23 protein-coding genes and 1 riboswitch are annotated in these 26,676 nt (G+C 70.3%); of the genes, 5 read left to right on the top strand and 18 right to left on the bottom strand.

Annotation, left to right across the window (positions count from 1 at the left end; all coding sequences use genetic code 11):
* Positions 1-7: 7 nt before the first annotated feature.
* The 9 genes from ACF1FZ_RS22485 to ACF1FZ_RS22525 all read right to left on the bottom strand — a co-directional run bounded on the left by ACF1FZ_RS22485 (position 8) and on the right by ACF1FZ_RS22525 (position 9,969).
* Positions 8-679, bottom strand: coding sequence for a trimeric intracellular cation channel family protein (locus tag ACF1FZ_RS22485; protein ID WP_391775179.1), 672 nt, complete (start codon positions 677-679; stop codon positions 8-10).
* 18 nt (positions 680-697) lie between these two features.
* Complete coding sequence (locus tag ACF1FZ_RS22490; RefSeq protein WP_391775180.1) at positions 698-2,008, bottom strand: dipeptide ABC transporter ATP-binding protein; 1,311 nt, start codon at positions 2,006-2,008, stop codon at positions 698-700.
* On the bottom strand, positions 2,005-3,093 hold the full coding sequence (locus ACF1FZ_RS22495) for an ABC transporter ATP-binding protein (protein WP_391775181.1): 1,089 nt from the start codon (positions 3,091-3,093) through the stop codon (positions 2,005-2,007). The genes ACF1FZ_RS22490 and ACF1FZ_RS22495 overlap by 4 nt, the downstream gene beginning before the upstream one ends.
* Positions 3,090-4,079 (bottom strand): ABC transporter permease, encoded by a 990-nt coding sequence (locus ACF1FZ_RS22500; RefSeq protein ID WP_391775182.1) that lies wholly within the window; start codon positions 4,077-4,079, stop codon positions 3,090-3,092. The genes ACF1FZ_RS22495 and ACF1FZ_RS22500 overlap by 4 nt, the downstream gene beginning before the upstream one ends.
* A gap of 90 nt (positions 4,080-4,169) precedes the next feature.
* Positions 4,170-5,930, bottom strand: a complete 1,761-nt coding sequence (locus ACF1FZ_RS22505; protein ID WP_391775183.1) for an ABC transporter substrate-binding protein — start codon at positions 5,928-5,930, stop codon at positions 4,170-4,172.
* Between the two features lie 44 nt (positions 5,931-5,974).
* Positions 5,975-6,967 (bottom strand): ABC transporter permease, encoded by a 993-nt coding sequence (locus ACF1FZ_RS22510; protein WP_391775184.1) that lies wholly within the window; start codon positions 6,965-6,967, stop codon positions 5,975-5,977.
* 355 nt (positions 6,968-7,322) lie between these two features.
* Positions 7,323-8,117: an enhanced serine sensitivity protein SseB C-terminal domain-containing protein gene (locus tag ACF1FZ_RS22515; RefSeq protein ID WP_391775185.1), complete on the bottom strand. Its 795-nt coding sequence runs from the start codon at positions 8,115-8,117 to the stop codon at positions 7,323-7,325.
* Between the two features lie 154 nt (positions 8,118-8,271).
* Positions 8,272-9,048 carry an enhanced serine sensitivity protein SseB gene (locus tag ACF1FZ_RS22520; protein WP_391775186.1) on the bottom strand — a complete coding sequence of 259 codons (777 nt, stop codon included), beginning with the start codon at positions 9,046-9,048 and terminating at the stop codon, positions 8,272-8,274.
* Positions 9,049-9,279: 231 nt separating this feature from the next.
* The gene (locus ACF1FZ_RS22525; protein WP_391775187.1) at positions 9,280-9,969 is read right to left on the bottom strand and encodes an AAA family ATPase; all 690 of its coding nucleotides are present in this window, start codon (positions 9,967-9,969) and stop codon (positions 9,280-9,282) included.
* 172 nt (positions 9,970-10,141) lie between these two features.
* A riboswitch (glycine riboswitch) is annotated at positions 10,142-10,239 on the top strand.
* 167 nt (positions 10,240-10,406) lie between these two features.
* Between ACF1FZ_RS22525 and gcvT the strand changes: the two genes are divergently transcribed.
* The 4 genes from gcvT to ACF1FZ_RS22545 all read left to right on the top strand — a co-directional run bounded on the left by gcvT (position 10,407) and on the right by ACF1FZ_RS22545 (position 14,829).
* Positions 10,407-11,543, top strand: coding sequence for a glycine cleavage system aminomethyltransferase GcvT (gene gcvT, locus ACF1FZ_RS22530; protein WP_391775188.1), 1,137 nt, complete (start codon positions 10,407-10,409; stop codon positions 11,541-11,543).
* 90 nt (positions 11,544-11,633) lie between these two features.
* On the top strand, positions 11,634-12,011 hold the full coding sequence (gene gcvH, locus ACF1FZ_RS22535) for a glycine cleavage system protein GcvH (RefSeq protein ID WP_099174367.1): 378 nt from the start codon (positions 11,634-11,636) through the stop codon (positions 12,009-12,011).
* A gap of 18 nt (positions 12,012-12,029) precedes the next feature.
* Positions 12,030-13,289 (top strand): serine hydroxymethyltransferase, encoded by a 1,260-nt coding sequence (gene glyA, locus ACF1FZ_RS22540; RefSeq protein ID WP_391775189.1) that lies wholly within the window; start codon positions 12,030-12,032, stop codon positions 13,287-13,289.
* A 154-nt stretch (positions 13,290-13,443) separates the two neighbouring features.
* Complete coding sequence (locus tag ACF1FZ_RS22545) at positions 13,444-14,829, top strand: L-serine ammonia-lyase (RefSeq protein WP_391775190.1); 1,386 nt, start codon at positions 13,444-13,446, stop codon at positions 14,827-14,829.
* A 704-nt stretch (positions 14,830-15,533) separates the two neighbouring features.
* Here ACF1FZ_RS22545 and ACF1FZ_RS22550 read toward each other — a convergent pair.
* The 5 genes from ACF1FZ_RS22550 to ACF1FZ_RS22570 all read right to left on the bottom strand — a co-directional run bounded on the left by ACF1FZ_RS22550 (position 15,534) and on the right by ACF1FZ_RS22570 (position 20,476).
* On the bottom strand, positions 15,534-15,749 hold the full coding sequence (locus ACF1FZ_RS22550; protein ID WP_033298481.1) for an EF-hand domain-containing protein: 216 nt from the start codon (positions 15,747-15,749) through the stop codon (positions 15,534-15,536).
* Positions 15,750-16,182: 433 nt separating this feature from the next.
* The gene (locus ACF1FZ_RS22555; protein ID WP_391775191.1) at positions 16,183-16,698 is read right to left on the bottom strand and encodes an ATP-binding protein; all 516 of its coding nucleotides are present in this window, start codon (positions 16,696-16,698) and stop codon (positions 16,183-16,185) included.
* A gap of 250 nt (positions 16,699-16,948) precedes the next feature.
* Entirely contained in the window at positions 16,949-17,716 is a 768-nt protein-coding gene (locus tag ACF1FZ_RS22560) for an enoyl-CoA hydratase/isomerase family protein (RefSeq protein WP_391775192.1), read from the bottom strand.
* An 87-nt stretch (positions 17,717-17,803) separates the two neighbouring features.
* A complete protein-coding gene (locus tag ACF1FZ_RS22565; RefSeq protein WP_391775193.1) occupies positions 17,804-19,054 on the bottom strand; it encodes an Ig-like domain-containing protein in 1,251 nt (416 codons plus the stop codon).
* Positions 19,055-19,258: 204 nt separating this feature from the next.
* On the bottom strand, positions 19,259-20,476 hold the full coding sequence (locus ACF1FZ_RS22570) for an Ig-like domain-containing protein (protein ID WP_391775194.1): 1,218 nt from the start codon (positions 20,474-20,476) through the stop codon (positions 19,259-19,261).
* Between the two features lie 155 nt (positions 20,477-20,631).
* On the opposite strand from ACF1FZ_RS22570, the gene glgX reads away from it, so the two are divergent.
* Positions 20,632-22,866, top strand: a complete 2,235-nt coding sequence (gene glgX / locus ACF1FZ_RS22575) for a glycogen debranching protein GlgX (protein ID WP_391775195.1) — start codon at positions 20,632-20,634, stop codon at positions 22,864-22,866.
* A 39-nt stretch (positions 22,867-22,905) separates the two neighbouring features.
* Here the strand turns inward: glgX and ACF1FZ_RS22580 are convergent, their stop codons facing one another.
* Genes ACF1FZ_RS22580 through ACF1FZ_RS22595 form a run of 4 tightly spaced genes read right to left on the bottom strand, consistent with a single transcriptional unit; the run spans position 22,906 to position 26,554 of the window.
* Positions 22,906-23,562: a response regulator gene (locus ACF1FZ_RS22580; protein WP_391775196.1), complete on the bottom strand. Its 657-nt coding sequence runs from the start codon at positions 23,560-23,562 to the stop codon at positions 22,906-22,908.
* Positions 23,563-23,574: 12 nt separating this feature from the next.
* On the bottom strand, positions 23,575-24,825 hold the full coding sequence (locus ACF1FZ_RS22585) for a sensor histidine kinase (RefSeq protein WP_391775287.1): 1,251 nt from the start codon (positions 24,823-24,825) through the stop codon (positions 23,575-23,577).
* A 53-nt stretch (positions 24,826-24,878) separates the two neighbouring features.
* Positions 24,879-25,643 (bottom strand): ABC transporter permease, encoded by a 765-nt coding sequence (locus ACF1FZ_RS22590; RefSeq protein WP_391775288.1) that lies wholly within the window; start codon positions 25,641-25,643, stop codon positions 24,879-24,881.
* A gap of 2 nt (positions 25,644-25,645) precedes the next feature.
* Positions 25,646-26,554, bottom strand: a complete 909-nt coding sequence (locus ACF1FZ_RS22595) for an ABC transporter ATP-binding protein (protein ID WP_391775197.1) — start codon at positions 26,552-26,554, stop codon at positions 25,646-25,648.
* Positions 26,555-26,676 lie beyond the last annotated feature (122 nt).

Here is a 26,676-nt window from a genome sequence, read left to right on the forward strand (position 1 = left end):
TCCGGCATCAGACGGCGGTCGGGGTCTCCTCCGCCGTGGCCGAGCGCCGGTTGTAGGCGCGCGGGGCCCGCCAGTGGAAGCGCATGGCGAACAGTCGCAGGACGAACGCCGTGATCGCGGCGGAGCCACTGGTATAGGCGCTGAGGGCCTCGAACCGGATGCACAGGGCGACCATGACCGCGCCGACGATCGCGGGCACGGCGTAGAGGTCGCGGTCCCAGCGCAGCAGTGAGGGCACCTCGTTGGCCAGGACGTCGCGCAGCACACCGCCGCCGACCGCGGTGGCCAGTCCGAGCGCGGCGGACGCGGTGAGGCCGAGGCCGTGTTCGTACGCCTTGATCGTGCCGGATACGCAGAAGAGTCCCAGGCCCGCCGCGTCGAAGACGTTGACGCCGACCTGGATCCGTTCGACGTGCGGGTGCAGGAAGAAGACGAGGACGGCGGCGAGCAGCGGCGTCACGAAGTAGCCGAGATCCGTGAAGGCCGCCGGAGGGAGCGCGCCGATCATCACGTCACGGAAGATCCCTCCGCCCAGCGCTGTCACCTCGGCGAGGACCGCGATGCCGAAGACATCGAAGTTCTTGCGTACGGCGAGCAGGGCGCCCGAGATCGCGAAGACGAAGATTCCGACGATGTCGAGCGCATGCTGGACGGAGGGGGTGAAGAGTTCGTTGAGCACCGGGCAATTGTGCCGGTACTACTCCTTCGGCTTGTCCTCCGCACCCGTGGACGGTCCGGCTGAACCCTTGCCGCCCTCGTCGGCGGGCCCGGCGGACTTCTCCGGCTCCTTCGACGCCGCGGACCCGGAGCTCTCCTCCGTTGTGACCGGCGCGGCCGGCTCAGGGGCCTTCCCCGCCTTCGGCGCCGCAGGCTCCGGGGCGTCCTCCGCCGTGGCCGGCTCGGCGGTGCCCGCCGACTTCACCGTGATGACGTCCGCGACGAGCGGTGCGTCCCCCGGCGCCTGGTCCTCGCCGTTCTCCGGGTGGTGGCACGCCACCTGGTGCCCGGTCTTCAGCTGGAGCAGCGGCGGCTCGGTCGTCCTGCAGACCTGCGTCGCCTTCCAGCACCGGGTGTGGAACCGGCAGCCGGTCGGCGGCGAGATCGGCGACGGCACGTCACCCTTGAGCAGGATGCGCTCGCTCTTGGCACCTCGCCGGCGCGGGTCCGGCACCGGCACCGCGGACATCAGCGCGTTCGTGTACGGGTGCATGGGCGCCTCGTACAGCGACGTACGGTCCGCGAGCTCGACGATCTTGCCGAGGTACATGACCGCGATCCGGTCCGAGACGTGGCGGATGACCGAGAGGTCGTGCGCGATGATCATGTACGTGAGCCCGAGCTCGTCCTGGAGGTCGTCCAGCAGGTTCACCACCTGCGCCTGGATCGACACGTCCAGCGCCGAGACGGGCTCGTCCGCGACGACCAGCTTCGGCTTCAGCGCGAGCGCCCTGGCGATGCCGATGCGCTGGCGCTGGCCGCCGGAGAACTCGTGCGGATAGCGGTTGTAGTGCTCGGGGTTGAGCCCCACCAGCTCCAGCAGCCGCTGGACCTCCGCCTTCACACCGTCCTCGGGCTTGACGCCCTGGAGCCGGAAGGGGGTCCCGACGATCCCGCCGACGGTGTGACGCGGGTTCAGAGAACCGTACGGGTCCTGGAAGATCATCTGGATGTCACGGCGCATCGGCCGCAGCCGCCCCGCGGACATGTGCGTGATGTCGCGGCCCTGGAACTCGATTTTTCCGCCGGTCGGCTCCAGCAGCCTGGTCACCAGCCGGCCCATGGTCGACTTGCCGCAGCCCGACTCGCCGACGACGCCCAGGGTCTCCCCGGGACGCACGTCGAAGGTGAGCCCGTCCACGGCCTGGACCGCGCCGACCTTGCGCTTGAGCACGCCCTTGGTGATCGGGAAGTGCTTGACCAGGCCGTCGACCTTGAGGAGCGGCTCGGAACCGGACCCGTCCGACCCGGCCGCGGCGGGCGCGGGAGTCTTCTTGTTCGAATCAGTCACAGCTTCGGCGCAATCTCTTCGGTCCAGATCCGGTCGCGCTGCTCACGCGACATGTGGCACGCGGAGTAGTGCCCGTCGCTGACCTGCTGCAGCTCGGGGCGCTCGGTGCGGGTGATGTTGTCCGGGGGGACGTCGGCGTACGGGCAGCGCGGGTGGAAGGCGCAGCCCGACGGGACGTTGATGAGACTGGGCGGCGAACCCTTGACGGGGATGAGCCGCTCGGTCTGCTCCCGGTCGATACGCGGCATCGAGCCGAGCAGACCCCAGGTGTAGGGGTGCTGGGGCTCGTAGAACACCTTTTCGGCGCTGCCGCGCTCGATGCAGCGTCCCGCGTACATCACGAGCAGGTTGTCCGCGATCTCGGCGACGACACCGAGGTCGTGGGTGATCATGACGACCGCGGAGCCGAACTCCTTCTGCAGGTCGCGGATCAGGTCGAGGATCTGCGCCTGGACGGTGACGTCGAGGGCGGTCGTCGGCTCGTCCGCGATGAGCAGCTGCGGGTTGTTGACCAGGGCCATCGCGATCATCGCGCGCTGGCGCATGCCGCCGGAGAACTGGTGCGGATAGTCCTCGTACCGGCGGTGCGGCTCGGGGATGCCGACGCGGTCGAGCATCTCGATCGCGCGCTTCTTCGCGGCCTTCTTGTCGACCTTGTTGTGGACCCGGTGGGCCTCCACGATCTGCGCGCCGATGCTGTAGTACGGGTGCAGGGCGGACAGCGGGTCCTGGAAGATCATGGCCATCTTCTGGCCGCGCAGCGCGCGCACGCGCTCGGGGCCGGCGCCGATGAGCTCCTCGCCGTCGAGCCAGATCTCGCCGCCGATCCGGGCGCGCTCGGAGGTGTGCAGGCCCATGACCCCGAGGGAGGTCACGGACTTGCCGGAGCCGGACTCGCCGACGATGCCGAGGGTCTGGCCCGCCTCCAGGTCGAAGCTGACGCCGTCGACGGACTTGACCAGACCGTCGTCGGTGTCGAAGTGGACGCTGAGGTTGCGGACGGACAGGAATGCCTTGTCGTCACCGGACCGCGGTGCCGGAACGGCACCCGCCGCCGGGGAGTCCTTCTTGATTGCGTCGCTCATGAGAGCCTCACCCGGGGGTCGATCGCGGCGTACACGAGGTCCACCAGCAGGTTGCAGATGACGATGAAGAAGGCGGCGACCAGGGTCACGCCCATCACCTTGGGCAGGTCCGCGGTGGTCACGCCCTGGATGGCGAAGGCCCCCATGCCCTGGAAGGAGAAGACCCTCTCGGTGATGACCGCGCCGCCGAGCAGCAGCGCGAAGTCCATGCCGAAGATGGTGATGAGCGGGGTGAGCGCCGAGCGCAGCCCGTGCTTGACGACGACCTTGCGTTCCTTCAGGCCCTTGGCCCGTGCGGTTCTGATGTAGTCCTCGCCCATCGTCTCCAGCATCCCGGCACGGGTGAGCCGCGCGTAGAGGGCGGAGTAGAGCAGGGCGAGGGTGCACCAGGGCAGGACCAGGCTGCCGGCCCACGCGATCGGGTCGTCGGCGAAGGGTACGTACTCCCCGTTGCCGAACAGCGCGAGCACCACGAGGCCGGTGAAGAACATCGGCAGGGAGACGCCGGCGAGGGCGACGCCCATGGAGAGCCGGTCGAAGAGCGATCCCCGCTTCAGTGCGGAGACGACGCCGATCGCGACACCGGAGACGACCCACAGGACGGCGGCACCGACGGCGAGCGACAGGGTGACCGGAATGCGGTCGACGATCTGGGGCCAGATCTCGGTGTGGGTCTTGAAGGAGTAGCCGAAACAGGGGGCGTTGCAAGTGACGGGGTCGGGGCCGAACGTGTAGTCGGCGCCGACGACGATGCCCTTGACGAAGTCCCAGTACTGAAGGTAGAGGGGCTGATCGAGCCCCAGGTTCCGCTTGACCGCCGCGATGACCTCGGGGTCGGGGCTCTTCCCGACGTACTGGGCGGCCATCGAGTCGGTGGTCTGCCCGCCGAGGCGGGGCACCAGGAAGAAGATCGCGAACGTGACTGCGCTGACCACCAGCAGCAGCAACACCGCGGCGAATACGCGTCGGATGATGTACGCAGCCACAGCCGTGCGGCGCCGGGCGGGCGGACGGGGTACGCCCGCCGGCCCGGCGCCTTCACCTGCCTTTCAAGGGATGCTGTTGATGAACAGGTGTTACTTGGTCGAGGTCATCAGCACGTAGTCGTACATGCCGAGGTATGCGTCGGTGACCGCGACGTTCGCCGCGGAGTCCGGGCGGTAGAGCAGGTTCTTGCGGTAGACGAGGGGAACGACCGAGGCGTTCTCCATGACCTTCTGGTCGACCTCGCCCCACGTCGCGTTGCGAGCCGTGGTGTCGACGGTGCCGATGCCCTTGACGAGGAGGTCGTTGATCACCTTGTCGTTGAGCTCCATCAGGTTCGTGCCGCCCGAGGGCTTGATGGCCGAACCGTTCACGATCTGGTCCAGGAAGCCGAAGCCGGTGGGCCAGTCAGCGCCCCACTGCATCATCATCATGCCCGCGTTGTTCTTGTGGACCCACTCAGGAACGCCCGCGAAGTCGGTGAAGTACTTGTTGGCCGGGAACTGCTTGATCTCGGCCGTGATGCCGATCGCCTTCAGGCTGTTCTGCAGCTGCGTGGCCGCGGTGATCTCGTCAGGACGGTCGGAGCGGGCCGTCAGCGTGGTCTTGAAGCCCTTCGGCTGACCGCACTTGGTCAGGTGCTCCTTCGCCTTGGCGATGTCGCCCTTGTGGCCCTCGGACGGGTACAGGTCGAACTTCTTGTACCCGGCGACGGTGGGCGGGATGACCGTGGTGGCCGGGTCGCCCTTGACCGAGCCACCGATGGAGTCGATCAGGCTCTGCTTGTCGACGGCGTACTGCACGGCCTTGCGGCACTCGACGTTGTCGAACGGCTTCACGTTGACGTTCAGCGCCATGTACTGCAGGGCGCCGGCGTACGGGTTGTCCGTCTTCGCCTTCTCGGCGGCCTTGGCCAGGACCTTGGGCTGCGTCTTGGACTGCAGGCCCGTCCCCTCGATGCCGGCGCTGATCGTGTCACTCAGCAGGTGGTCATCGATGGTGGTGGCGTTGACGTTGAACTTCAGCTCGACCTTGTCCGGCAGTGCCTTGCGGATCGGGTCCGTCTTCGGGTCCCACTCCGGGTTCCGGACGAGCGTCGCGCCCTTGCTCTCGTCGTACGCCGAGAACTTGTACGGGCCGGACGAGACCATCTTCTGGACGTAGCTGGCCCCCGTGTCGGCCTTCTGCGGGACCGGAGCGGTCTGCGAGAAGGCGGCGAGGTAGTCCATGTCCGCGAACGGCTTGTTCAGCTTGAAGACGATCGTGTAGTCGTCCGGGGTCTCGATGGACTTGAGGCCACCGGCCGACTTGTCCTTGTACGGACCCTTGTACTTGTCGCCGCCCTCGAGGTACGACTTGAAGTACGTGGGGCCGTTGGACAGGGCCTCCGGCGCGAAGTTGGAGCGCTCGACGGCGTACTTGACGTCCTTCGAGGTGATCTCGGTGCCGTCCTCGAACTTCACGCCCTTGCGGAGCGTGTACGTCCAGGTCTTGGCGTCCGCGCTGGCCTTGCCGAGGCTGGTGGCGAGGTCCGGAACGACCTGCAGGCTCTCCTTGCCGGCGGCCGGCTTGAAGGTCACCAGGGAACGGGCGTACAGGCGGGAGAAGTTCTGCACCCAGCCGTAGTACGTGTTGCCCGGGTCCAGGGAGTCGGGACCACTGGCGTGCTCGTACGTGACCGTCCCCCCCTTCTTGTCGGTCGCGTTGACGATCCCGGTCAGAGCGGCGTCAGCCTTGACGTTGCCCCCACCGCCGTTGCTGCCACCTCCCGAGTCACTGCCGCTGCACGCCGATGCGCCGAGCGACACCGCTACGGCCACGGCTATGGCCGCTGCTGTCTTTCTGTTCTGCATGCTGAGGAAAGCCCCCTCGCTAGTCCGGTGCGGCGCTGCCGCGATTACTTGCCACGAGGGTCGAGTGCGTCGCGCAGCCCGTCCCCCAGCAGATTGAAGGCCAGCACGGTGATGAAGATCGCCATGCCGGGGATGACCATGAACATCGGGTCCACCTCGTAGAGGTCGACCGCCTGCGTGAGCATGCCGCCCCAGGACGCCTGCGGCGGTGCGATACCGACGCCGAGGAACGACAGGGAGGCCTCGAAGAGGATGTTCGTGGGGATCAGCAGCGTCGCGTACACGAGGATCGGCGCGATCAGGTTCGGCAGCAGTTCGCGGAACAGGATGAACGGGCCCCGGGCACCGAGCGACCTGGCGGCCTCGACGAACTCGCGTTCACGCAGCGACAGGGTCTGGGCACGGACGATGCGGCCGATGTAGGGCCAGCTGAAGAAGCCGATCACGAAGATCAGGACCGCGATCCGGAGGGTCAGCCCCTCCATGCCGAACGCCTCACCCTGCAGGGAGGCGGAGATGGAGATCGCGAAGAGCAGCAGCGGGAACGCCAGGAAGGTGTCCATCAGCCGGCTGATGAAGCTGTCCACCCAGCCGCCGTAGAAACCGGCCACGACGCCCATGACGACGCCGATGACGACGGAGAGCAGCGTGGAGCCGACGGCGACCACGAGGGAGACCCAGGAGCCTTCGAGGATGCGCGCCAGGATGTCGCGCCCGGTCTGCGGTTCGACTCCGAGGGGGTGGTCCCAGCTGATCCCGCCGAATGCGCCCTTGGGCGCCAGCATGACCGGGTCGACCAGGTTCTGGTTGAACGCGTTGGGGTCCAGGCCGAGCAGTGACTGCAGCGGCTTGGACAGTACGGCGGTGAGGACGAGCAGCACGACAACGATGCCACCGGCCATCGCGGCCTTGTCCCGCTTGAAGCGCGTCCAGGCGATGCGGCCGAGCGAACGGCCCTCGATCTCCTTGCGCCCGGCGCCTTCCAGCACCGTTTCGGGCCGCACGTCCGCCCCGGTGGTCTCGATCGGTGCCGTCATTGCGCTGGAGACCCCTCTCGGCCGACGGTGGCCGGCCTGTGACCGCCGCTGTAGCGGCTCTAACAAAACATGACAGAAGTGATCATGCCCTATCGAACTTACCTTGTTTGAAAGAGGGGTTCGGCGGGCATGGAGGATCTGCTGTGTGGAGTCTTCAACCACTTTGCGATCACCCGCCAGACCTGACGGGGAATGTTTGCATAAACGTGATGCTGCCAAGGGGCTTCCGTTATCCGGACAGCCATGCTTGTTGAGCGGACCTCTCGGTCACTAATCCGCGATAGCGGACATCGTGCCCGGCAGCGCCCATCAGGTGATCAATCGACCACCGTCACGGGTGGCGGCTGACGCCTCCTCAGTAGGCGTGCGGAGCCTGTCCGGTCACCGGCGGGTAGCCGTAACCGGGCGCGGCCGGCGCGGGGCCGTGGGCCTCGCGGTCGTAGAAGGGCCGGGCGTTGGCGTTCAGCCACATCGCCACCGGGTCGTACTCGTCGGACAGTGAGACCGTGGAGACGGGCAACCCGTCGGGGACCGCACCGATCGACTGCTGCATCATCGCGCGGACCGCGTCGACGGAGGGGCGGCCGGTGTCGTAGAGGTCGAGCCCGATCGCGAGGTACGGAACGCCGAGCGCGGGCTGTACCCAGGCGCGGCGCAGCGCCCGGACCGCGGGGGTGCGGTGGGCGTTCTGTGACAGCAGGGCGTAGAACTGCGGGATCTGGACTGCGGGTTCGGAGAGCTTCAGGGGCCCCGCGGGCATCCGGTCGAGGCCGGTGGCGATGCGGCGCAGGTCCAGCCAGGGGATGCCGACGCCGCCACCGGGGGCGTGCGGGTTGAGCCAGATCCCCCACCGGTCGGGGAAGAGGGCGCGGGCGATCTCGCGGCCGGTGGTCACCTCGTGGGACCTGTTCCAGCCGCTCGCCGAGAGCTCCTGGGCGGAGGTCACGCACGGGGCGTAACCCAGGCCGTCCACCTCCATGTTGCCGTACTGGGCGTCGGGGGAGCCCGCCGTGCCGTGCCAGAGCAGCATCCAGACCGGGCCGTCCGCCAGGGAACGCAGCAGCGCCTCATAGGTGTCGAGGCGCCCGGGGGCCATCTGGCGAAGCATGTGCTCGACCTGCCCGGCCGCCGCGGTGCCTGACGCACTCACCTGGGTCCCGCCCCTCTTCGATCCGCTCTTCCCGCATGCTTCGCGGGACTGTGGTGCCGCCCCCGGGCACACGGGGCGGCTTCGTCATCCAACCAGCTTATGCGCCGCCCCTGACACCGGCTCGACGCCACGTGGCGGCAGGGGCCCGCACTCCTCAGAGACCGTCGCGCCGGTAGAACGGGCGCACCTTCTCCAGCATCCAGTCGCCGACCGGGTCCTGCGCCACGTCGAGCAGGACGAGATTGACCGGCCAGGGGACCTGGACCCGGCCCAGCGCACGGCCCAGGGCGTCCAGCGGCACGCTCTGCTCCGCGGCGCCCCGTACGGCGAACTCGACGCCGACGAAGAGGGCGGGGCTGTCACCCTCGATGCTGGCCAGCGTCCGGCGCGCGGTGCTCACCACGCCGGTCTCCTGGAATTCCGCGGACACCGCGGAGAGGAAGTCCACGGGATCCTCCTTCCAGTCCGGCTCGTACAGCCGCACCCGGCCGCCGCTCGCGGGGCCGTCCAGCGGGGTGCGGCCGGCCCGGCAGAGCTCGGCGACGGCGGGCGGCGGCAGGGGGACCCCGACCGCGCCGCCCGGGTTGACCGCGATACCGAGCTGCGGGGGCAGCCCCCGGGCGAACTCGCGTGCGGGCGCGACGGCGAAGGAGAGACGGGAGCCCACGCACTGGAGGAATTGCGCCTCGGAGCTGAACACGGGAACGTACGCGCCGCCGTCGAGCTCGACCGTCGGCAGGTCGAGGTCGGCGCTGTCGGGCCCGCCGCCGTTCGGCAGGGGCACCCAGACCTGGCTGCGGCCGAGCACCTCGACCAGCCGTCCGCCCGCTCCGGGCACGCCGAGCGAGGCGCTGAGCACTTCTTCGAGCTCGTTGGCCGGCCATCCCTGCGACGGATACGACGGGGCCTGGGCCTGGGCCGGAATGTCCACGGTGTCTCTGTCCCTCTCTCGCCATGCTGTGCGGCTGAAACCTTAGACCGGCTCACGCCGGGAAGGCAGTGCCGCAGACGGAAGCGGCGTCCGGGCCACCGCACCGTCCGCATCCCGGACAGGCCCAAGAGGCCCGCGAACTGTGCGTATGCGAACAGTGACAGCCCGGACGGCCCTGCCGCCCCCCGGAGCGCGGTGGGACGCCTCCTGCCGGGGAGGGCCCCGACGGGCCTACTCCTGCGGCAGCCGCGCCTCGGAGAACGAGATCCGGCCGATCGCCGACGCCGTCTCCCGGTCGAGCAGCACCGCCGAGGCGCACCCCGGCGGCAGCAGACCGCTCCCGGTGTCGCGCAGCAGCCGTCCGACCGCACGCCGGTGCCGGGCGAACGCGTATCCGGACACCCCGCGCCCCCGCTCCCGCTGCCCCTGCCTGGCCACCTGGGGGGTGACGTCGAGCAGGACGAGGTGCAGGGCGCTGCCCCGGCGCCGGGCCTCACGCGCCAGCCAGCGCCGCACCCAGGCCTGCGTACCGCAGTCGTGGACGACCACGGACGCACCCGAGCGCAGCGCCCTCCACAGCCCGGCGTAATGCGCCGCGCGCACCAGCGGGCGGTAGAGGGCGTACGGGAGTAATCCGGGCAGGGCGGCCGTCCAGCGGTCCCTGGTGTCCTGGGAGTCGATCGCGTGCTCCTGGACCGCCCGCCGGATCAGCGTCGACTTCCCGCTGCCCGGCAGCCCCGAGACCACCACCACATCGCCCGCCGCGAAGTCCAGGCCGCTCGGCCCCTCCGCGCCCCTCCCCCGCAGATCACGCACCACCGGAGCGTGTCCGCCCGTCGGTTCCCGGGCGGGCACGCCCGGCTGCTGGGGCATCGCACCGCTCACCGCCCCTGCGGTAGTCGCGTAGCGCTGCAACGTCATCGCCTTCCCCCTGCCGAGTCACCCACCGACCTGCTCGAGAAGTGTAAAGAAAAGGTAATGCGGCACAACTGTTTCCACCCCTACGTGTCGGAACCGGTGCCGGTCCGGACCTGGATCCCCACTCTCCCCCAATGCGTGCGATGATGACCCCGCCAACTGCATACCGGCCGTTTGAATCCGCGCGGGAGAGTTCCGGTCGCCGTGTGCGCCGGGCGCCGAAGGAGCAAGTTCCTCCCTTGAATCTCTCAGGCCCCGTACCGCGTGGATGAGGCAGATCTGAAAAGCGGGCCGCCGTGCGGCTCCACCCAAGGTGCAAGCCGACCCTGACAGGACCGAACCCGTCAGGACCCTTTCAGGGGCTCTCGGCGAACCTCTCAGGTTCCGATGACAGATGGGGAGGGAACCGTCCCCTGTCGTCATGCCCTGGAGCCATGTCCATGAGCACTGCCCCGAGCGCCGCCCCCCGTCGCACCGCCCTCGACGCCCTGCACCGTTCGCTGGGTGCGACCATGACCGATTTCGCCGGCTGGGACATGCCCCTGCGGTACGCCAGCGAGCGCGACGAGCACAACGCCGTACGCGAGCGGGCCGGCCTGTTCGACCTGTCGCACATGGGCGAGATCACCGTCACCGGTCCGCAGGCGGCGGCCTTCCTGAGCCACGCGCTGGTCGGCGACATCGCCACCGTGGGCGTGGGCCGGGCCCGCTACACGATGATCGTCACGGAGGACGGCGGGATCCTGGACGACCTGATCGTCTATCGCCTGGGCGAGACCGAGGCGCCCGAGTACCTGGTCGTCGCCAACGCGGGCAACGCCCAGCTCGTCCTGGACACCCTCGCCGGGCGCCTCGGCGGCTTCGACGCCGAGGTGCGGGACGACCGCGACGCGTACGCGCTGCTCGCCGTCCAGGGCCCGGACTCCCCCGCCGTACTGAAGTCGGTCACGGACGCCGATCTGGACGGGCTGAAGTACTACGCCGGGCTCCCCGGGACGGTCGCCGGTGTCCCCGCGCTCATCGCCCGTACGGGCTACACCGGTGAGGACGGCTTCGAACTCTTCGTCGCGCCGGACCACGCCGAGCAGCTGTGGAAGGCCCTGACCGAGGCCGGCGCGCCGTACGGTCTGATCCCCTGCGGGCTCTCCTGCCGCGACACGCTCCGGCTGGAGGCGGGCATGCCGCTGTACGGGCACGAGCTGACCACCGCGCTGACGCCCTTCGACGCGGGCCTGGGCCGGGTCGTCAAGTTCGAGAAGGAGGGTGACTTCGTCGGCCGCGAGGCGCTTCTCGCCGCGGCCGGGCGCGCGGAGACCGCCCCGCCCCGCAAGCTCGTCGGTCTGGTCGCCGAAGGCCGCCGGGTGCCGCGCGCCGGTTACCCCGTCGTCGTCGGCGGGAAGGTCGTGGGCGAGGTCACCTCCGGTGCGCCGTCGCCCACGCTGGGCAAGCCGATCGCCATGGCCTACGTGGACGCGGCGCACGCCGCCCCCGGCACCGAGGGTGTCGGGGTCGACATCCGCGGCAAGCACGAGCCGTACGAGGTCGTGGCACTGCCGTTCTACAAGCGCCGTAAGTGACATCGCGCGGCGCGCACGTGACGCAGTCGTGTCTCACACCGTAAGACCACCGTTCATCAGCACTCCCCCGCGTACAGGAGAATTCAGGTCATGAGCAACCCCCAGCAGCTGCGGTACAGCAAGGAGCACGAGTGGCTGTCGGCCCTCGAGGACGGCGTGGCCACGGTCGGCATCACCGAGTTCGCGGCCAACGCGCTCGGTGACGTCGTCTACGCCCAGCTCCCGGAGGTCGGCGACACGGTGACCGCGGGTGAGACCTGCGGTGAGCTGGAGTCGACCAAGTCGGTCAGCGACCTGTACTCGCCGGTGACCGGCGAGGTGACCGCGGCCAACCAGGACGTCGTGGACGACCCGTCGCTGGTGAACTCCGCCCCCTTCGAGGGCGGCTGGCTGTTCAAGGTGCGCGTCGCGGAGGAGCCGAAGGACCTTCTCTCCGCCGACGAGTACACCGCGTTCTCCGGCAACTGAGACCTTAGGGACCCACTGATGTCGCTTCTCAACTCCTCCCTCCACGAGCTGGACCCGGACGTCGCCGCCGCCGTCGACGCCGAGCTCCACCGTCAGCAGTCCACCCTCGAGATGATCGCCTCGGAGAACTTCGCTCCGGTCGCGGTCATGGAGGCGCAGGGCTCCGTCCTCACCAACAAGTACGCCGAGGGCTACCCCGGCCGCCGCTACTACGGTGGCTGCGAGCACGTCGACGTGGTCGAGCAGATCGCGATCGACCGCATCAAGGCGCTCTTCGGCGCCGAGGCCGCGAACGTCCAGCCGCACTCGGGTGCCCAGGCCAACGCCGCCGCGATGTTCGCCCTGCTGAAGCCGGGCGACACGATCATGGGCCTCAACCTGGCCCACGGCGGTCACCTGACCCACGGCATGAAGATCAACTTCTCCGGCAAGCTCTACAACGTGGTCCCGTACCACGTCGACGACACCGGCGTCGTGGACATGGCCGAGGTCGAGCGCCTCGCCAAGGAGTCGAAGCCGAAGCTCATCGTGGCCGGCTGGTCCGCCTACCCGCGCCAGCTGGACTTCGCCGCCTTCCGCCGCATCGCGGACGAGGTCGGCGCGTACCTGATGGTCGACATGGCGCACTTCGCGGGCCTGGTCGCCGCCGGTCTGCACCCCAACCCGGTGCCCCACGCCCACGTCGTGACGACCACCACGCACAAGACCCTCGGCGGTCCGCGCGGTGGCGTGATCCTCTCGACGCAGGAGCTCGCCAAGAAGATCAACTCGGCGGTCTTCCCCGGTCAGCAGGGCGGCCCGCTGGAGCACGTGATCGCGGCCAAGGCCGTCTCGTTCAAGGTCGCCGCGACCGACGAGTTCAAGGAGCGCCAGCAGCGCACCCTGGACGGCGCCCGCATCCTCGCCGAACGCCTGGTGCAGCCGGACGTCACCGAGGTGGGCGTGTCCGTCCTCTCCGGCGGCACGGACGTCCACCTGGTCCTGGTCGACCTGCGCGACTCCGAGCTGGACGGTCAGCAGGCCGAGGACCGGCTGCACGAGCTGGGCATCACGGTCAACCGGAACGCCGTCCCGAACGATCCGCGGCCCCCGATGGTCACCTCGGGTCTGCGCATCGGTACGCCGGCCCTGGCCACCCGTGGCTTCCAGGCCGAGGACTTCACCGAGGTCGCCGAGATCATCGCGGCCGCGCTGAAGCCGGCGTACGACACCGACGCCCTCAAGGCCCGCGTGATCGCGCTGGCCGAGAAGTTCCCGCTGTACCCCGGCGTCAAGTAGTCACCCGCAATTTGCACACAGGGTGGGGGCACCGCGCACACTGAACCCAGTGAGCCCGGTGCCCCCACCCCTTTGCCCCGCGCTCCCGGGCCCACCGGCCCGTCCCGCACCACCGGCGGACAACGTCGTCCACCAACGCCTTAGGAGTACCCCCGTGGCCCTCTCGGTCTTCGACCTCTTCTCCGTCGGTATCGGCCCGTCCAGCTCCCACACGGTCGGCCCGATGCGCGCGGCCCGCATGTTCGCCCGCCGGCTCAAGAACGAGGGCCTGCTGGCCCACACCGCGTCGATACGCGCCGAGCTCTACGGTTCGCTCGGCGCCACCGGCCACGGGCACGGCACGCCCAAGGCCGTCCTGCTGGGCCTGGAGGGCGAGTCGCCCCGCACGGTGGACGTCGAGGGCGCCGACGCCCGCGTCGAGGAGATCCGCGCCTCGGGCCGCATCAGTCTCCTCGGCATGCACGAGATCCCCTTCGACGCCGACGAGCAGCTGGTCCTGCACCGGCGCAAGGCCCTGCCGTACCACGCCAACGGGATGACGGTCATCGCCTACGACCGGGAGGGCGCCCCGCTCCTGGAGAAGACGTACTACTCGGTGGGCGGCGGTTTCGTCGTCGATGAGGACGCCGTGGACGGTGAGAGCCCCATCGTCCCGGACGACACCGTCCTGAAGCACCCCTTCCGCACCGGCGACGAGCTGCTGAGGCTCACCCGGGAGACCGGCCTGTCCATCTCCTCCCTGATGCTGGAGAACGAGAAGGCCTGGCGGACCGAGGGCGAGATCCGGGCCGGCCTGCTGGAGATCTGGCGCGTCATGCAGGCCTGCGTCGCGCGCGGCATGTCCCGCGAGGGCATCCTGCCCGGCGGTCTGAAGGTGCGCCGTCGCGCCGCGAACTCGGCGAGGCAGTTGCGTGCCGAGGGCGCCCCCCAGACACTCGCGATGGAGTGGATCACCCTCTACGCGATGGCCGTCAACGAGGAGAACGCCGCAGGCGGCCGCGTCGTCACCGCCCCGACCAACGGCGCGGCCGGCATCATCCCCGCCGTCCTGCACTACTACATGAACTTCGCGGCGGGTGGCTGCACCGGGGCGGAGAAGGACGACGACGTCGTCCGCTTCCTGCTGGCCGCCGGCGCCATCGGCATGCTCTTCAAGGAGAACGCCTCGATCTCCGGCGCGGAGGTCGGCTGCCAGGGCGAGGTCGGCTCCGCCTGCTCGATGGCCGCCGGTGCCCTCGCCGAGGTCCTGGGCGGCTCTCCCGAGCAGGTGGAGAACGCCGCCGAGATCGGTATGGAGCACAACCTGGGCCTGACCTGTGACCCGGTCGGCGGTCTGGTCCAGATCCCGTGCATCGAGCGCAACGGCATGGCGGCGGTCAAGGCCGTGACGGCGGCCAGGATGGCGCTGCGCGGCGACGGCAGCCACAAGGTCTCCCTGGACAAGGTCATCAAGACCATGAAGGACACCGGGGCGGACATGAGCGTCAAGTACAAGGAGACCGCGCGGGGCGGGCTCGCGGTGAACATCATCGAGTGCTGAGCACGCAGGCCATGACCGGCGCGTTCGTTCCGCCTCCCGCTGGACCACCGCCGGCGCCGGCGGGCGCGGACACCGGAGCCTCGCCGTGGGCCCGGATCCCACCTGCCCGGTCATGGTCCTCGCCACCATGAGGGGCCGCGGCCGGGGATGCCCGCCCCTGCCTCTTCGGACGAAGAAGTAACCGACGAGACAGGGGCGGGCAATGATCGCCGGCAGGGCCCGTCCCCGGAGGTGGCCGTGGTCCTTCCGGGCGGCTCGACCTGTCGAGGCCGGTCTTCCGCACGGTCCCGCCCGGGTGGGCCGTCTTCGTGCGGGCGCCGTCGGCGTCGTACTCGTACTCCGCGCCCTTGCCGGTGGGGCCCTTCAGCTCTCCGGGCTTGGCGACCTCGTTCCACGTGCAGCCGGTGACACCGGCCGGGCCCTCGTAGGTGCCGACGTCGCCCGCGGGGGTGCGGATCGGGCGAAGCGCGGCACGGGGCGGGGGCCGTCATCACCCGTATCCTCGCCGGGCCGGGCCCCGGCCCCGATCGGCCGCTGCGCGCCGTACTGGACGAATGGCTGCACCAGGCACGCGACGGGGGCCTGGGCGGCGAGGAGGTCCAGGCCCTCTTCCGGGCCTCCTTCGAGGCCGTCCACCCCTGCGGCCCGGAGAGCTGAACACCCAGGATCGCGGTGGCCGGCACCCGATGCCGGCCCCACCCCGGTCAGGCCTTGTTCTGCGAGGCCCAGAACTCGTCGAACGTGAGCTCACCGTCACCGTTGCCGTCGTGGGCGTTGATGACGGCCTGGGCGACCGTCTCGGTGACATAGGGGTCACCGAGCTGCGCCATCGCGCTCTTGTACTCGGCGGCCGTTATGCTGCCGTCGCTGTTCTGGTCGAAGCGCTCGAATGCCTTGCGTGCCGACTCGATGTCCGCCACTGTTCCGCCCCTTCGTTAAACGTCGTTGACGGAGGTCAGATTATCCGGCGCCCCGGGCACCGGTTCCGGCGGGCGAGGGCGGACGCGGTGGCGAGGGAGCCCCGGGACGCGGCAGGACACGAGGGGCCGGCCTCACGGATGCCCCCTCCCGGGAAGTGGTCGATGAATCACTGAGAGAAATCGATGAACGCGCACTGAATGCCAGGCACGTGACTCACCACACCTGTGATTCATAAACCTAATGTACTGCTTTGGGGTACATCGCCCGTTTCAAGGTTTTGGATCCGGGGTCGCCTGTCTGTCATAGTTGGAGGCACGACCTCCTCCGACCCGAGCCAGGTCCCCTGTGCGGCCGTGGACACACCCCCCATTCCACGGCCCCCGCAGAAGCCCCCGACGCGCCACACCCAGGCCGACCGGGGGCTTCTGTGCATCAGCGGTCGGTGGTGCGCATCTCGAACCAGGTGGTCTTCCCGCGCGGTAAGAGATCCACCCCCCACCGGTCGGAGAGCTTGTCGACCAGGAAGAGGCCCCGCCCGCTGACGTCCATCTCGCCGACGGGCATCAGGCACGGCAATCCGCGCGAGGGGTCACGCACCTCGATCCGCACCCAGCCCCGGCGGCGCAGCATCCGCAGCCCGAAGACCCGCGCACCGGTGTGCCGCACCGCATTGCCCACGAGCTCGGAGACCAGCAGCACACCGTACTCGGCGGTCTGCGGGGGAAGCTGCCACTGGCGCAGCATCACGCACGAGGTGATCCGGCGGGCGGTGGCCGCGGACTCCGCACGGGAGGGCAGCCGGACTTCCCCCTCCGTCGGATTTCCGAACAACTCCAGCGCCTTGAACGCCTGTTCGTCTTCGTCGGTAGTCGTCCAGCGCGCCGCTGCCGCACCGCTGCGCGGTCGCGGCTGTTCCACACCCTCCAGGCCCGCCATGCTCACCATCATGGCCGCACGGAACGCGCTCCGTGACCGTTCCGGCGAATCCCTTTCCCGGAACCAGTCATTCCGGGATGGTTCCCTGGCATGTGCCAGAGGCAGGATGGACACCTGTTCACCTACGTCCACCTGCGACTACGCTGGGGGCACGGGTAATTGCACGAGCCGGGCGGGAACCGGACCTCGAGTCTCCCTCAAGGTCCGGCTAAACCGCCCGCACGGATGAACATGCGCGTCTGTGTACGGACCTCACGCTCGGTCAGATGAACTCGGCCTTGCCCGGGCCCTCCTCCACGAAGCTGCGCATGCCGCGCTCCCGGTCCTCCGTGGCGAACAGACCTGCGAACCAGTTCCGTTCGATCGTGAGCCCGGTGTCGATGTCCGTCTCCAGTCCCGCGTCCACGGCCTCCTTGGCGGCCCGCAGTGCCAGCGCGGGCCCCTTGGCCAGCCGGGCGGCCCAGGCGTGCGCCTGTTCGTACACTTCGGCGGCGGGCACCACACGGTCCACCAGGCCGATCGCCAGGGCTTCCTCGGCCTTGACCTGACGGCCCGTGAAGATCAGGTCCTTGGCCCTGGAGGGGCCCACCAGCCGGGCCAGTCGCTGGGTGCCGCCGGCGCCGGGGATCAGCCCCAGCAGGATCTCCGGCTGGCCGAGCTTCGCGTTGTCCGCGGCGATCCTGAAGTCGGCACAGAGCGCCAGCTCACAGCCGCCGCCCAGGGCGTAGCCGGTGACGGCCGCGACCACGGGCTTGGGGATGCGGGCCACCGCGGTGAAGGACTCCTGCAGGGCCCGGGAGCGGACGACCATCGCCGTATGGTCCATCGCCTGCATCTCCTTGATGTCCGCGCCCGCCGCGAACACCTTCTCGCCGCCGTAGAGGATCACCGCCCGCACGTCGTCGCGCCGGCCCGCCTCCTCGGCGAGTTCCCGCAGCCGGTCCTGGACGGCGACGTCCAGGGCGTTCATCGGCGGGCGGTCCAGACGGATCGTGCCGACGTTGTCACTCACTTCGAGGGTTACGGTCATGGGCAGCAGGTTAACCGTGGCTAACCACAGCGGGCCCGGTGCTGTTGGTCACAGCGCCGGGCCCGCTCCCGTGTCAGCGGTGGGGAGCTACTTGGTCCACTCCGCCCAGTCCATGTTCCAGCCGTTGAGGCCGTTGTCCGGCTGGATCACCTTGTCCTTCGAGTTCTTGACGACGACGACGTCGCCGATCAGGGAGTTGTCGAAGAACCAGGCCGCGGGCGTCTTGCCGTCCCAGCCGCCGCGCACGTCCCGCAGGCCGACGCAGCCGTGGCTGGTGTTGGTCGAGCCGAAGATACTCGACGCGCCCCAGTAGTTGCCGTGGATGAAGGTGCCCGAGGTCGACAGGCGCATCGCGTGCGGCACGTCCTTGATGTCGTACTCGCCGCCGAACCCGACGGTGTCACCGTTCATCCGGGTCACCTCGAGCTTCTCGCTGATGACCATCTGACCGTTGTACGTGGTCGTGGCCGGGGCGCCCGCGGAGATCGGGATGTCCTTGATCTGCTTGCCGTCGCGGACCACCTTCATCCGGTGGGAGCTCGCGTCGACCGTCGAGACCTGGCTGCGGCCGATGGTGAACTTCACGGTCTTGGCCTGCTTGCCGTAGACCCCCGGCCGCCCCTCGACACCGTCGAGGTCGAGGCGCAGGGTCACCTTCGTGCCCGCCGCCCAGTAGTTCTCGGGGCGGAAGTCGAGGCGGTCGTTGCCGAACCAGTGGGGCTCGATCTGCACGGCGGGCTCCGCCGTCACGCTGATGGCCTTCTCCACGGCCTCCGGGTCGGTGATGCCCCGGGTGAAGTGGATCGACACCGGCATGCCCACGCCGACGGTCGAGCCGTCCTCCGGCGTGTACTGACCGATGAAGGTGTTCTTCGGGACCAGCGTCGTGAAGCTGGTGTCCTTCGCCGACTCGCGGCCCTTGCCGTCCTTCGCGACCGCGTGCACCGTGTACTTGGTCGCGGCGGCCAGGTGGCGGTCAGGCACCCAGCTCAGGCCGTCCGCGGCTATCTTGCCCGCGACCTCGTTCCCCTTCGGGTCGGCGACCTTCACCGTGCTCAGCCTGCCCTCGGCCGCCGAGACCTTCAGCGCCCCGCTGGTCGCCACGTCGTCGGCGCCGTCCTTGGGCGCGATGGTCACCACCGCCTGCGAGGCGCTGGTGTCGGCGACCTTCGCGCCCGCCCCCCTGCCGTCCCTCTCCGCGGCGCTCCCGCTGCCACCGCACGCGGTCACCAGCAACAGCAGCGCACCCAGTACCAACGCGAGGAGGCCGTGGGCTCCGCGCCCTCGCCGTTCCCCGTCCGCGCCGGCCCACGCCCCCGATATCGGCTGCCCGTTCAATGTGGTCTTCTCCCCTCGCACGGCCTGGCCCCCGCCATGGCCCGCACCCCCGCGCGCTGTACATGCACGCCCGGCGCAAGACAATCACACCGCACGTGGGGAGAACTTCCCCGGAATGTCACCGTTCCGTTCCAAGTCGTTCCGAGCCGCCGCCGGTCAGGCCCCGGAGGATGCGCCTCCGGGGCCTGACCGGACCGGACGGGGTCAGCGCAGGGCGGAGCCCGCCTTCCATTGCGGCCAGCCGAGGTTCCAGCCGCCGAGGCCGTTGTCCGGAGCGACGGTCCGGTCGGTGGAGTTGACCACCTCGACCACGTCGCCCACGAGTGTCCGCTCGAAGAACCAGCCGGCCGGGGTGTCCGAACTGCCGCCCTTCACGTCGCGCAGCCCGATGCAGCCGTGACTGGTGTTCTCGGAGCCGAAGATGTCCGGGGACTCCCAGTAGTTGCCGTGCAGGAAGGTGCCCGACTTCGTCAGCCGGATCGCGTGGGGCACGTCCTTGATGTCGTACTCGCCGCCGAAGCCGACGGTGCTGCCGTCCATTCGGGTCACGTCGTGCAGCTCGGTCACCACCATCTTCCCGTTGTACGTGGTCGTCCTCGCGGCGCCCGCGGTGATCGGCACCGTACTGACGACCTCACCGTCGCGGCGTACCTCCATGGTGTGCGCGCGGGCGTCCACCACGGACGTCTGGGAGCGGCCCACCCGGAAGCTCACCTTCTTCCGCTGGCTGCCGTAGACCCCCGGGGCGCCCTCCACGTCGCGCAGCCCCACATCGACGGTGACCTCGGTGCCCGGCTTCCAGTAGGTGGCGGGCCGGAAGTCGAGCCGGTTCCTGCCGAACCAGTGGCCGACCACCTCGACCTCGGGTTCCGTGGTGATCCTGATGGCCTTCTCCACCGCGGCACGGCGGGTGACGGGCCGGTTGAAGTCGAAGGACACGATCATCCCGGTGCCGACCGTGGACCGGTTCTCCGGCTTGAAGTAGCCGATGAAGCGGTCCTCGGGAACCAGGGTGGTGAACGTCGTGCTGCGGGCCGAGCGGTGGCCGTCACCGTCGACCGCGACGGCCTCCACGCTGTACTTCCCGGCCAGCCCGAGGCGGTGTCCACCGTCCCGGGGGGCCCATGAACGGCCGTCCTTCGCGATGCGTCCCGGCACCTCCTGGTGTTCCGCGTCCTCCGTCCTGGTCACCTTCACCCGTTCGAGCCGTCCTTCGGGGACGGTCACCTCGAGCCGGCCGTCCGCACCGACGTTCTCGGCACCGTCCTCGGGAACGATCCGGATGGCGTCCCCGGGTGAGCGGTTGTCGAAGAACGGCGTCGCCCCGGTGCAGCCCGTCAGTACGGCCAGCACGGTGAACAGCCCTGCCCATGTCAGCACGGCGGCCGAACGCGCCCGTGCTCTCTTCGCTACGTGGTTCACGCACCCCCCAACGACGTGGCCGCCCCGGGGAAACGTGAGTGCGGGCCCCCCGGTGGGCAGAACAGAGGGGAGGACACCGCCAGGACGGCAGCGGCCGGGACGCCGCGTGCTCCTTCTGCGGGTGGCCGCTCCTACGAGCCGCAGGAGGCTGAGAGGTGTCGAGCACAGCCGAGCAGGAGGAAACACCGCGTACGACGGGGAGGGTGGTGGCGGCCGGAGGGACCCCGGTGGACGCAGCGGGCGGACCACCCGTATGGCCGGGGGCCCCGATGCCGTTGGGAGCCCGTTTCCGGATCGGTCCCGACGGGGTCGCGGGCACCAACTTCGCCCTCTGGGCGGGCGGGGCCGAGGCCGTCGAGCTCTGTCTCTTCGACGAGCGGGGCGCCGAGACCCGGCTCCCGCTGACGGAGCTGACCCATGAGATCTGGCACGGCTTCGTCCCCGGCGTACACGCGGGACAGCGGTACGGCTACCGGGTGCACGGCCGCTGGGACCCCTGGACGGGGGCCCGCTGGAACGCGGCGAAGCTGCTCCTCGACCCGTACGCCCGCGCGGTGGACGGCTCGTTCACCCTGCCGGCCGAGGTGTACGGCCATGTGAGGGACTGGCCCGAGCAGCACGTCGCCGACACCGTGCGGGACGACCGGGACTCGGCGCCGTACGTCCCCAAGGCCGTCGTCGTGCATGACGACGACGACTGGGCGGAGGACCGCAGGCCGAAGACCCCGTGGGCGGACTCGGTCATCTACGAGCTGCACGTACGCGGCTTCACCAAGCTCCACCCGGACATCCCGCCCGGACTGCGCGGCACCTACGCCGGACTCGCCCATCCCGCCGCCGTCGGCCACCTACGCCGTCTCGGTGTGACCGCGGTGGAACTGCTCCCCGTCCATCAGTTCGCGCACGAGGACCACCTGCTGCGGCGCGGACTGCACAACTACTGGGGCTACAACTCGATCGGCTACTTCGCCCCGCACGCGGGCTACGCGGCGAGCGGCACCACCGGCCAGCAGGTCGGCGAGTTCAAGCAGATGGTGCGCGCCCTGCACGGCGCCGGGATCGAGGTGATCCTCGACGTGGTCTACAACCACACGGCGGAGGCCGGCGAACTCGGCCCGACGCTCTCGCTGCGCGGCATCGACAACCGCGGCTACTACCGCCTCCAGCCCGACGCCCGCCGTTACGCGGACTACACCGGCTGTGGCAACACCCTGCACGTGGTCCAGCCGCAGGTCCTCCGGCTGATCACGGACTCGCTCCGCTACTGGGTGACGGAGATGGGCGTCGACGGCTTCCGCTTCGACCTGGCCGCGGCCCTCGCCCGCTCGATGCACGACGTGGACATGCTCTCCCCCTTCCTCGCGGTCATCGCCCAGGACCCCGTGCTGCGCCGGGTCAAGCTGATCGCCGAGCCGTGGGACGTCGGTGACGGCGGCTACCAGGTGGGCGCCTTCCCGCCGCTGTGGACCGAGTGGAACGACCGCTACCGCGACGCCGTACGCGACTTCTGGCGTGGTGCGCTGCCCGATGTGCGCGACATCGGCTACCGGCTCACCGGATCGAGCGACCTGTACGCCTGGGGCGGCAGGCGGCCGTACGCCTCGGTCAACTTCGTCACCGCGCACGACGGTTTCACCCTGCGGGACCTGGTCAGCTACGAGCACAAGCACAACGAGGCCAACGGCGAGGGCAACCGGGACGGCACGAACGACAACCGTGCCTGGAACGGCGGCGCCGAGGGCGAGACCGACGACCCCGGAATCAACGCACTGCGCCGCCGGCAGTCGCGCAACCTCCTGACCACGCTGCTGCTGTCGACCGGGGTGCCGATGCTGGTGGCGGGTGACGAGATGGGCCGTACGCAGGGCGGCAACAACAACGCCTACTGCCAGGACAACGAGGTCAGCTGGCTGGACTGGTCGCTCCTGGAGGAGCCCCGGTGGCGGGAGCTGACCGAGCTGACCGCCCGGGTGCTGCGCCTGCGCCACCGCCACCCGGTGCTGCGCCGCCGCGCCTTCTTCGCGGGGACGCCGCAGGCCCCGGACGGCCTGCGGGACCTCGCCTGGTTCACCGCGCACGGCACGGAGATGAGGGAGGGCGACTGGTACGCACCGGCCGCGACGCTCGGCCTCTACCTGTCCGGACGTGACATCCCGGGCCGGGACGCCCGGGGCGGGCAGACCACCGACGACAGCTTCCTGGCGGTCCTGCACGCGGACCACCGGCCCTGCGGCTTCCTGCTCCCCGGCCCTCCCTGGGCGCAGGCCTACGAGCTGGTGCTGGACACCTCACGCGAGGAGCAGTCCACGGCCCCCGGCACCCTCCACCGGGGCGGTACGGCGCTCACGGTGCCGGGCAGGTCGGTGATGCTGCTGCGGGTGGCGGAGTGAGACCACCGCCCCGTGTGCCGGCCGGTCCGACGGGCGGGCTCAGCCGAGGATGCCGCGCTCGTAGGCGAGGGCGACGGCCGCCGCACGGTCCTTGGCGCCCAGCTTGGCGAACACGTGGGTGAGGTGGGTCTTGACGGTCGCCTCGCTGATGAACAGCTCGGCGGCGATCTCCCGGTTCGAGGTGCCCCTGGCCACGAGCCGGAGCACCTCGCACTCGCGGGCGGAGAGCGACTCGGCAGCGGGCGCGGCCGGGGTGCGCACCCGGGTGACGAGCCGTGAGACGACGGCCGGTGACAGGACCGTGCGGCCGTCGGCGGCGGCGCGTACGGCGGTGAACAGCTCGTCCCGGGGCGCGTCCTTGAGCAGGTAACCGGTCGCCCCCGCCTCGATCGCGGGCAGGGTGTCCGAGTCGGTGTCGTACGTGGTGAGGACGAGGACCCGGGAGCGTACACCGAGCCGGGTCAGCTCGGTGATGGCCGCGACTCCCCCGCCGCCCGGCATCCGCAGGTCCATCAGCACGACGTCGGGGTCCAGGCGGGTGGTGAGCTCCACGGCGGCCACTCCGTCGGCGGCCTCGCCGAGCACCTCGAAGCCGGGGGCCGAGGCGAACATGCCGCGCAGACCGTCCCGTACGACGGGGTGGTCGTCGACGACGAGAAGTGTGATGACGCGCGCGGTTCCCGGGGCTCCAGTCATATCGGCCCCAGGCTACGTCCCGTCAGGCGGGCGGACCAACGGCACCCGGGCGGAGACGGCCGTACCCCGTCCGGGCTCCGTCTCGATCTCCACCGTGCCCGCGATCCGTTCGGCACGGGCCCGCATCCCGCCGAGGCCGAAGCCGCCCGTACCGCTGTGCGGGGTCGGCGCTGCCGGGTCGAAGCCGCAGCCGTCGTCGCGTACGTCCAGGGTGATCTCGTCGCCCATGTAGGAGAGGGTGACGCCGGCCCGGGTCGCCCCGGCGTGCCGGGCGGCGTTGGTGAGGGCCTCCTCGGCGATGCGGAGCAGTGTGGCACCGACCTCGTCGTGGAGCGGCTCGACGGTGCCGGTGACGGTGAACTGTGCGCGCACGCCGGTGCGTTCCGTCCAGCCGGCGACCGTCTTCTTCAGCGCGCCGGGCAGGTCGTCGTCCTCCAGCGCGGCGGGCACCAGGTTGTGCACGGAGCGGCGTGCCTCGCCGAGGCTGTGCCGGGCGAGCCCCGCCGCGCGGTCCAGGTGTTCCCGGGCCAGGGCGGGGTCGGCGGTGGAGGTGCCGGCCTGGAGCTGGGCGATGATCCCCGCCAGGCCCTGTGCGAGGGTGTCGTGGATCTCTGCGGCGAGCCGTCTCCGTTCGTCGGCGACCCCGGCCTCCCGTGCCTGGAGCAGGAGCTGGGCGTGCAGGGTGGCGTTCTCGGCGAGGGCCTGTTCCAGCCGGGCGTTGGCGAGTTCCAGCTCGGAGATGGTCTCCTTCTGGCGCCGGGCCTTCTCCTCTTCGCGGGCGCCGGCGTTGCCGAAGAAGATGGCGAGGCCGGAGTGCAGCACGAAGAGTGCGCCGAAGGCCGCCCAGCCGGTGAGGGAGGCCGGCGGCAGTCCGCTGCCGGACTGCGCTCCGGCCATCGTGACGGCGGTGCACATCAGGCCGGCGCGTACGAAGCGCCGTGGCAGCAGGGTGCCCGCGTCGAAGTATCCGACGACGGCGTAGACGGAGAAGAAGGGGTTGCACCAGCAGAGCGCGAAGCCCAGCACGGTCCGCAGCACGTAGTAGAGCCGGGCGGCCCGGCCGGGCGAGGGCCGCTGCCGGGTCCGGTCCCACCACGTCTGGAGGACGACCGCCGCGGCGGCCAGGGCCGCCGCCGCGTACCGGTCCGTCGCGGTCATTCCGACGACCCCTGAGGACAGGGCGGCCATCAGGACGGCGATACCGAGGAGGGTGTACGGGCCGTACCGGTGGAGCCGTTCGGCCGTCGTGCCGTCGATGTTCATCGATGCCCCCGCCGCCTCGTCCGGAGCCCGGTCCCCCTGCGCCTCGCCCCTGGTCACTCCCATCGGAACAGACGGGTCGCCGCCTTGCCCAGCCCGGCGGTCCACACGGCCATGACCAGCAGGTGCGTCCAGCCCGGCCAGTTCCCCGAGGCGGCCTGGTCCAGGGCCTGGGAGGCGGCACCGAGCGGGGTGAACTCGACGATCGTACGCAGCAGGTCCGGCATGGTCTGGACGGGCACCCAGACCCCGGCGGTGAACATCATCAGGAGGTAGGCCACCGAACCGGCGGCGGTCGCGGTCTTGGACGTCCGGGACAGGGCGCAGATGGTCGCACCGAGGGCGAGGACGCAGGCGACGGCGAGGAGGAGCGCCAGCAGGTAGCCGGCCGGCTGTTCCGGCAGCCGCACGCCGAAGGCGGCCCTCCCCACGGCGATGACGAGCGCCGCGGAGCCGAGCGAGGCCGCACCGTGCAGCACGATCTGTGCGGTGAGCAGGGCCGAGGGGCGCACCGGTGTGGCCGACATGCGCCGCAGGATGCCTCGTTCGCGGTAGCCGGTGAGGACCGGCGGCATGGCTTGGAGACCGGCCATGATCATGGCCAGCAGGACGGCCACCGGTACGTACAGGTCGATGACGCTGCGGCCGCCGAGTGCCTCCTCGGCCTTCCGGAAGGACGGGACCAGGCCCAGGATCGTCATCAGGGCGGCCGGGAAGACGAGGATCCAGAACAGGCTGCCGGGCTCACGCAGGAAGAGCCGGGTCTCCGTCCTGAGGACGGCGGCGAGCGGGGCCGGGCGGGTCGCTGCGATCGTGGTCATGGTCATGAGGCCTGTTCCGTGAGGTCGAGGAAGACGTCGTCCAGGCCGGCCTCGGCGACGCGCAGCTGACGGGCGGTGACGGTGCGACGGGCCAGGAGCCTGATCACGGCGTTGGCGGTGTCGTCCGTGCCCTGGATGACCACCCGGCCGCCCGGTTCGGTCACGTCGACGGAGACTGCGCCGGGCAGCGCCCTGAGGTCGGCGTACGCGATCGGTTCCGACGGGGTGAAGGAGATGGCGGTCGGTCCCGCCGCCCCGCCGGCCAGCCCGCCGGGAGTGCCGAGGGCGACGACGCGGCCCTTGTCGATCACCGCGACCCGGTCGCAGAGCCGCTGGGCCTCCTCCATGAAGTGGGTGACCAGCAGGACGGTCACCCCGCTGTCCCTGATCTCCTCGATGAGCCGCCAGGTGTCCCGGCGGGCCCGGGGGTCGAGTCCGGTGGTCAGTTCGTCCAGCACGACCACACGCGGGTTGCCGACGAGGGCGAGCGCGATGAACAGACGCTGCTTCTGGCCACCGGACAGCTTGGCGAAGCGGCGGTCGAGGTGGCCGTCGAGACCGAGCCGTTCGGCGAGTGCCCTCCGGTCGGCGGGGCGGGGGTAGAAGGCGCTGTGGAGCTCCAGCGCCTCGCCCACGGTCAGCTTGGGCTGGAGTTCGCTCTCCTGGAGCTGGGCGCCCAGCAGCCGGGTGACCGCGTGGCGGTCCGTGGCCGGGTCGAGACCGGCGACCCGGACCGTGCCCGTGTCGGGGACCCGCAGTCCTTCGACGCATTCGACGGTGGTGGTCTTGCCGGCCCCGTTGGGGCCGAGGATCCCGAAGATCTCCCCCTCCTCGACGGTGAAGCTCACCCCGTCGACCGCGGGGCGGCCGCCGTAGGCCTTGTGGACCCCGTTCACTTCGATGATCGCCATGCCCGTAACGATTCCGGCGGGCGGGCGGCGCCGGTATCCGCCGTCCCGCTCGGACCGGCATCAGCCGATCGGTTGACAGGGTGCTCCGACCCGCGGCCCGTGACCGGAAAACCACGTGATCG

Source organism: Streptomyces sp. NPDC014623 (assembly GCF_043088245.1).
Classification (GTDB): Bacteria; Actinomycetota; Actinomycetes; order Streptomycetales; family Streptomycetaceae; genus Streptomyces.

Coding starts and splice junctions, on each gene's coding strand:
- ACF1FZ_RS22495 (WP_391775181.1), bottom strand. CDS start 3,093: ATGAGCGACGCAATCAAGAAGGACTCCCCGGCGGCGGGTGCCGTTCCG.
- ACF1FZ_RS22505 (WP_391775183.1), bottom strand. CDS start 5,930: ATGCAGAACAGAAAGACAGCAGCGGCCATAGCCGTGGCCGTAGCGGTG.
- ACF1FZ_RS22510 (WP_391775184.1), bottom strand. CDS start 6,967: ATGACGGCACCGATCGAGACCACCGGGGCGGACGTGCGGCCCGAAACG.
- ACF1FZ_RS22525 (WP_391775187.1), bottom strand. CDS start 9,969: ATGACGTTGCAGCGCTACGCGACTACCGCAGGGGCGGTGAGCGGTGCG.
- gcvT (WP_391775188.1), top strand. CDS start 10,407: ATGAGCACTGCCCCGAGCGCCGCCCCCCGTCGCACCGCCCTCGACGCC.
- gcvH (WP_099174367.1), top strand. CDS start 11,634: ATGAGCAACCCCCAGCAGCTGCGGTACAGCAAGGAGCACGAGTGGCTG.
- glyA (WP_391775189.1), top strand. CDS start 12,030: ATGTCGCTTCTCAACTCCTCCCTCCACGAGCTGGACCCGGACGTCGCC.
- ACF1FZ_RS22555 (WP_391775191.1), bottom strand. CDS start 16,698: ATGATGGTGAGCATGGCGGGCCTGGAGGGTGTGGAACAGCCGCGACCG.
- ACF1FZ_RS22560 (WP_391775192.1), bottom strand. CDS start 17,716: ATGACCGTAACCCTCGAAGTGAGTGACAACGTCGGCACGATCCGTCTG.
- ACF1FZ_RS22580 (WP_391775196.1), bottom strand. CDS start 23,562: ATGACTGGAGCCCCGGGAACCGCGCGCGTCATCACACTTCTCGTCGTC.
- ACF1FZ_RS22585 (WP_391775287.1), bottom strand. CDS start 24,825: ATGAACATCGACGGCACGACGGCCGAACGGCTCCACCGGTACGGCCCG.
- ACF1FZ_RS22590 (WP_391775288.1), bottom strand. CDS start 25,643: ATGACCACGATCGCAGCGACCCGCCCGGCCCCGCTCGCCGCCGTCCTC.
- ACF1FZ_RS22595 (WP_391775197.1), bottom strand. CDS start 26,554: ATGGCGATCATCGAAGTGAACGGGGTCCACAAGGCCTACGGCGGCCGC.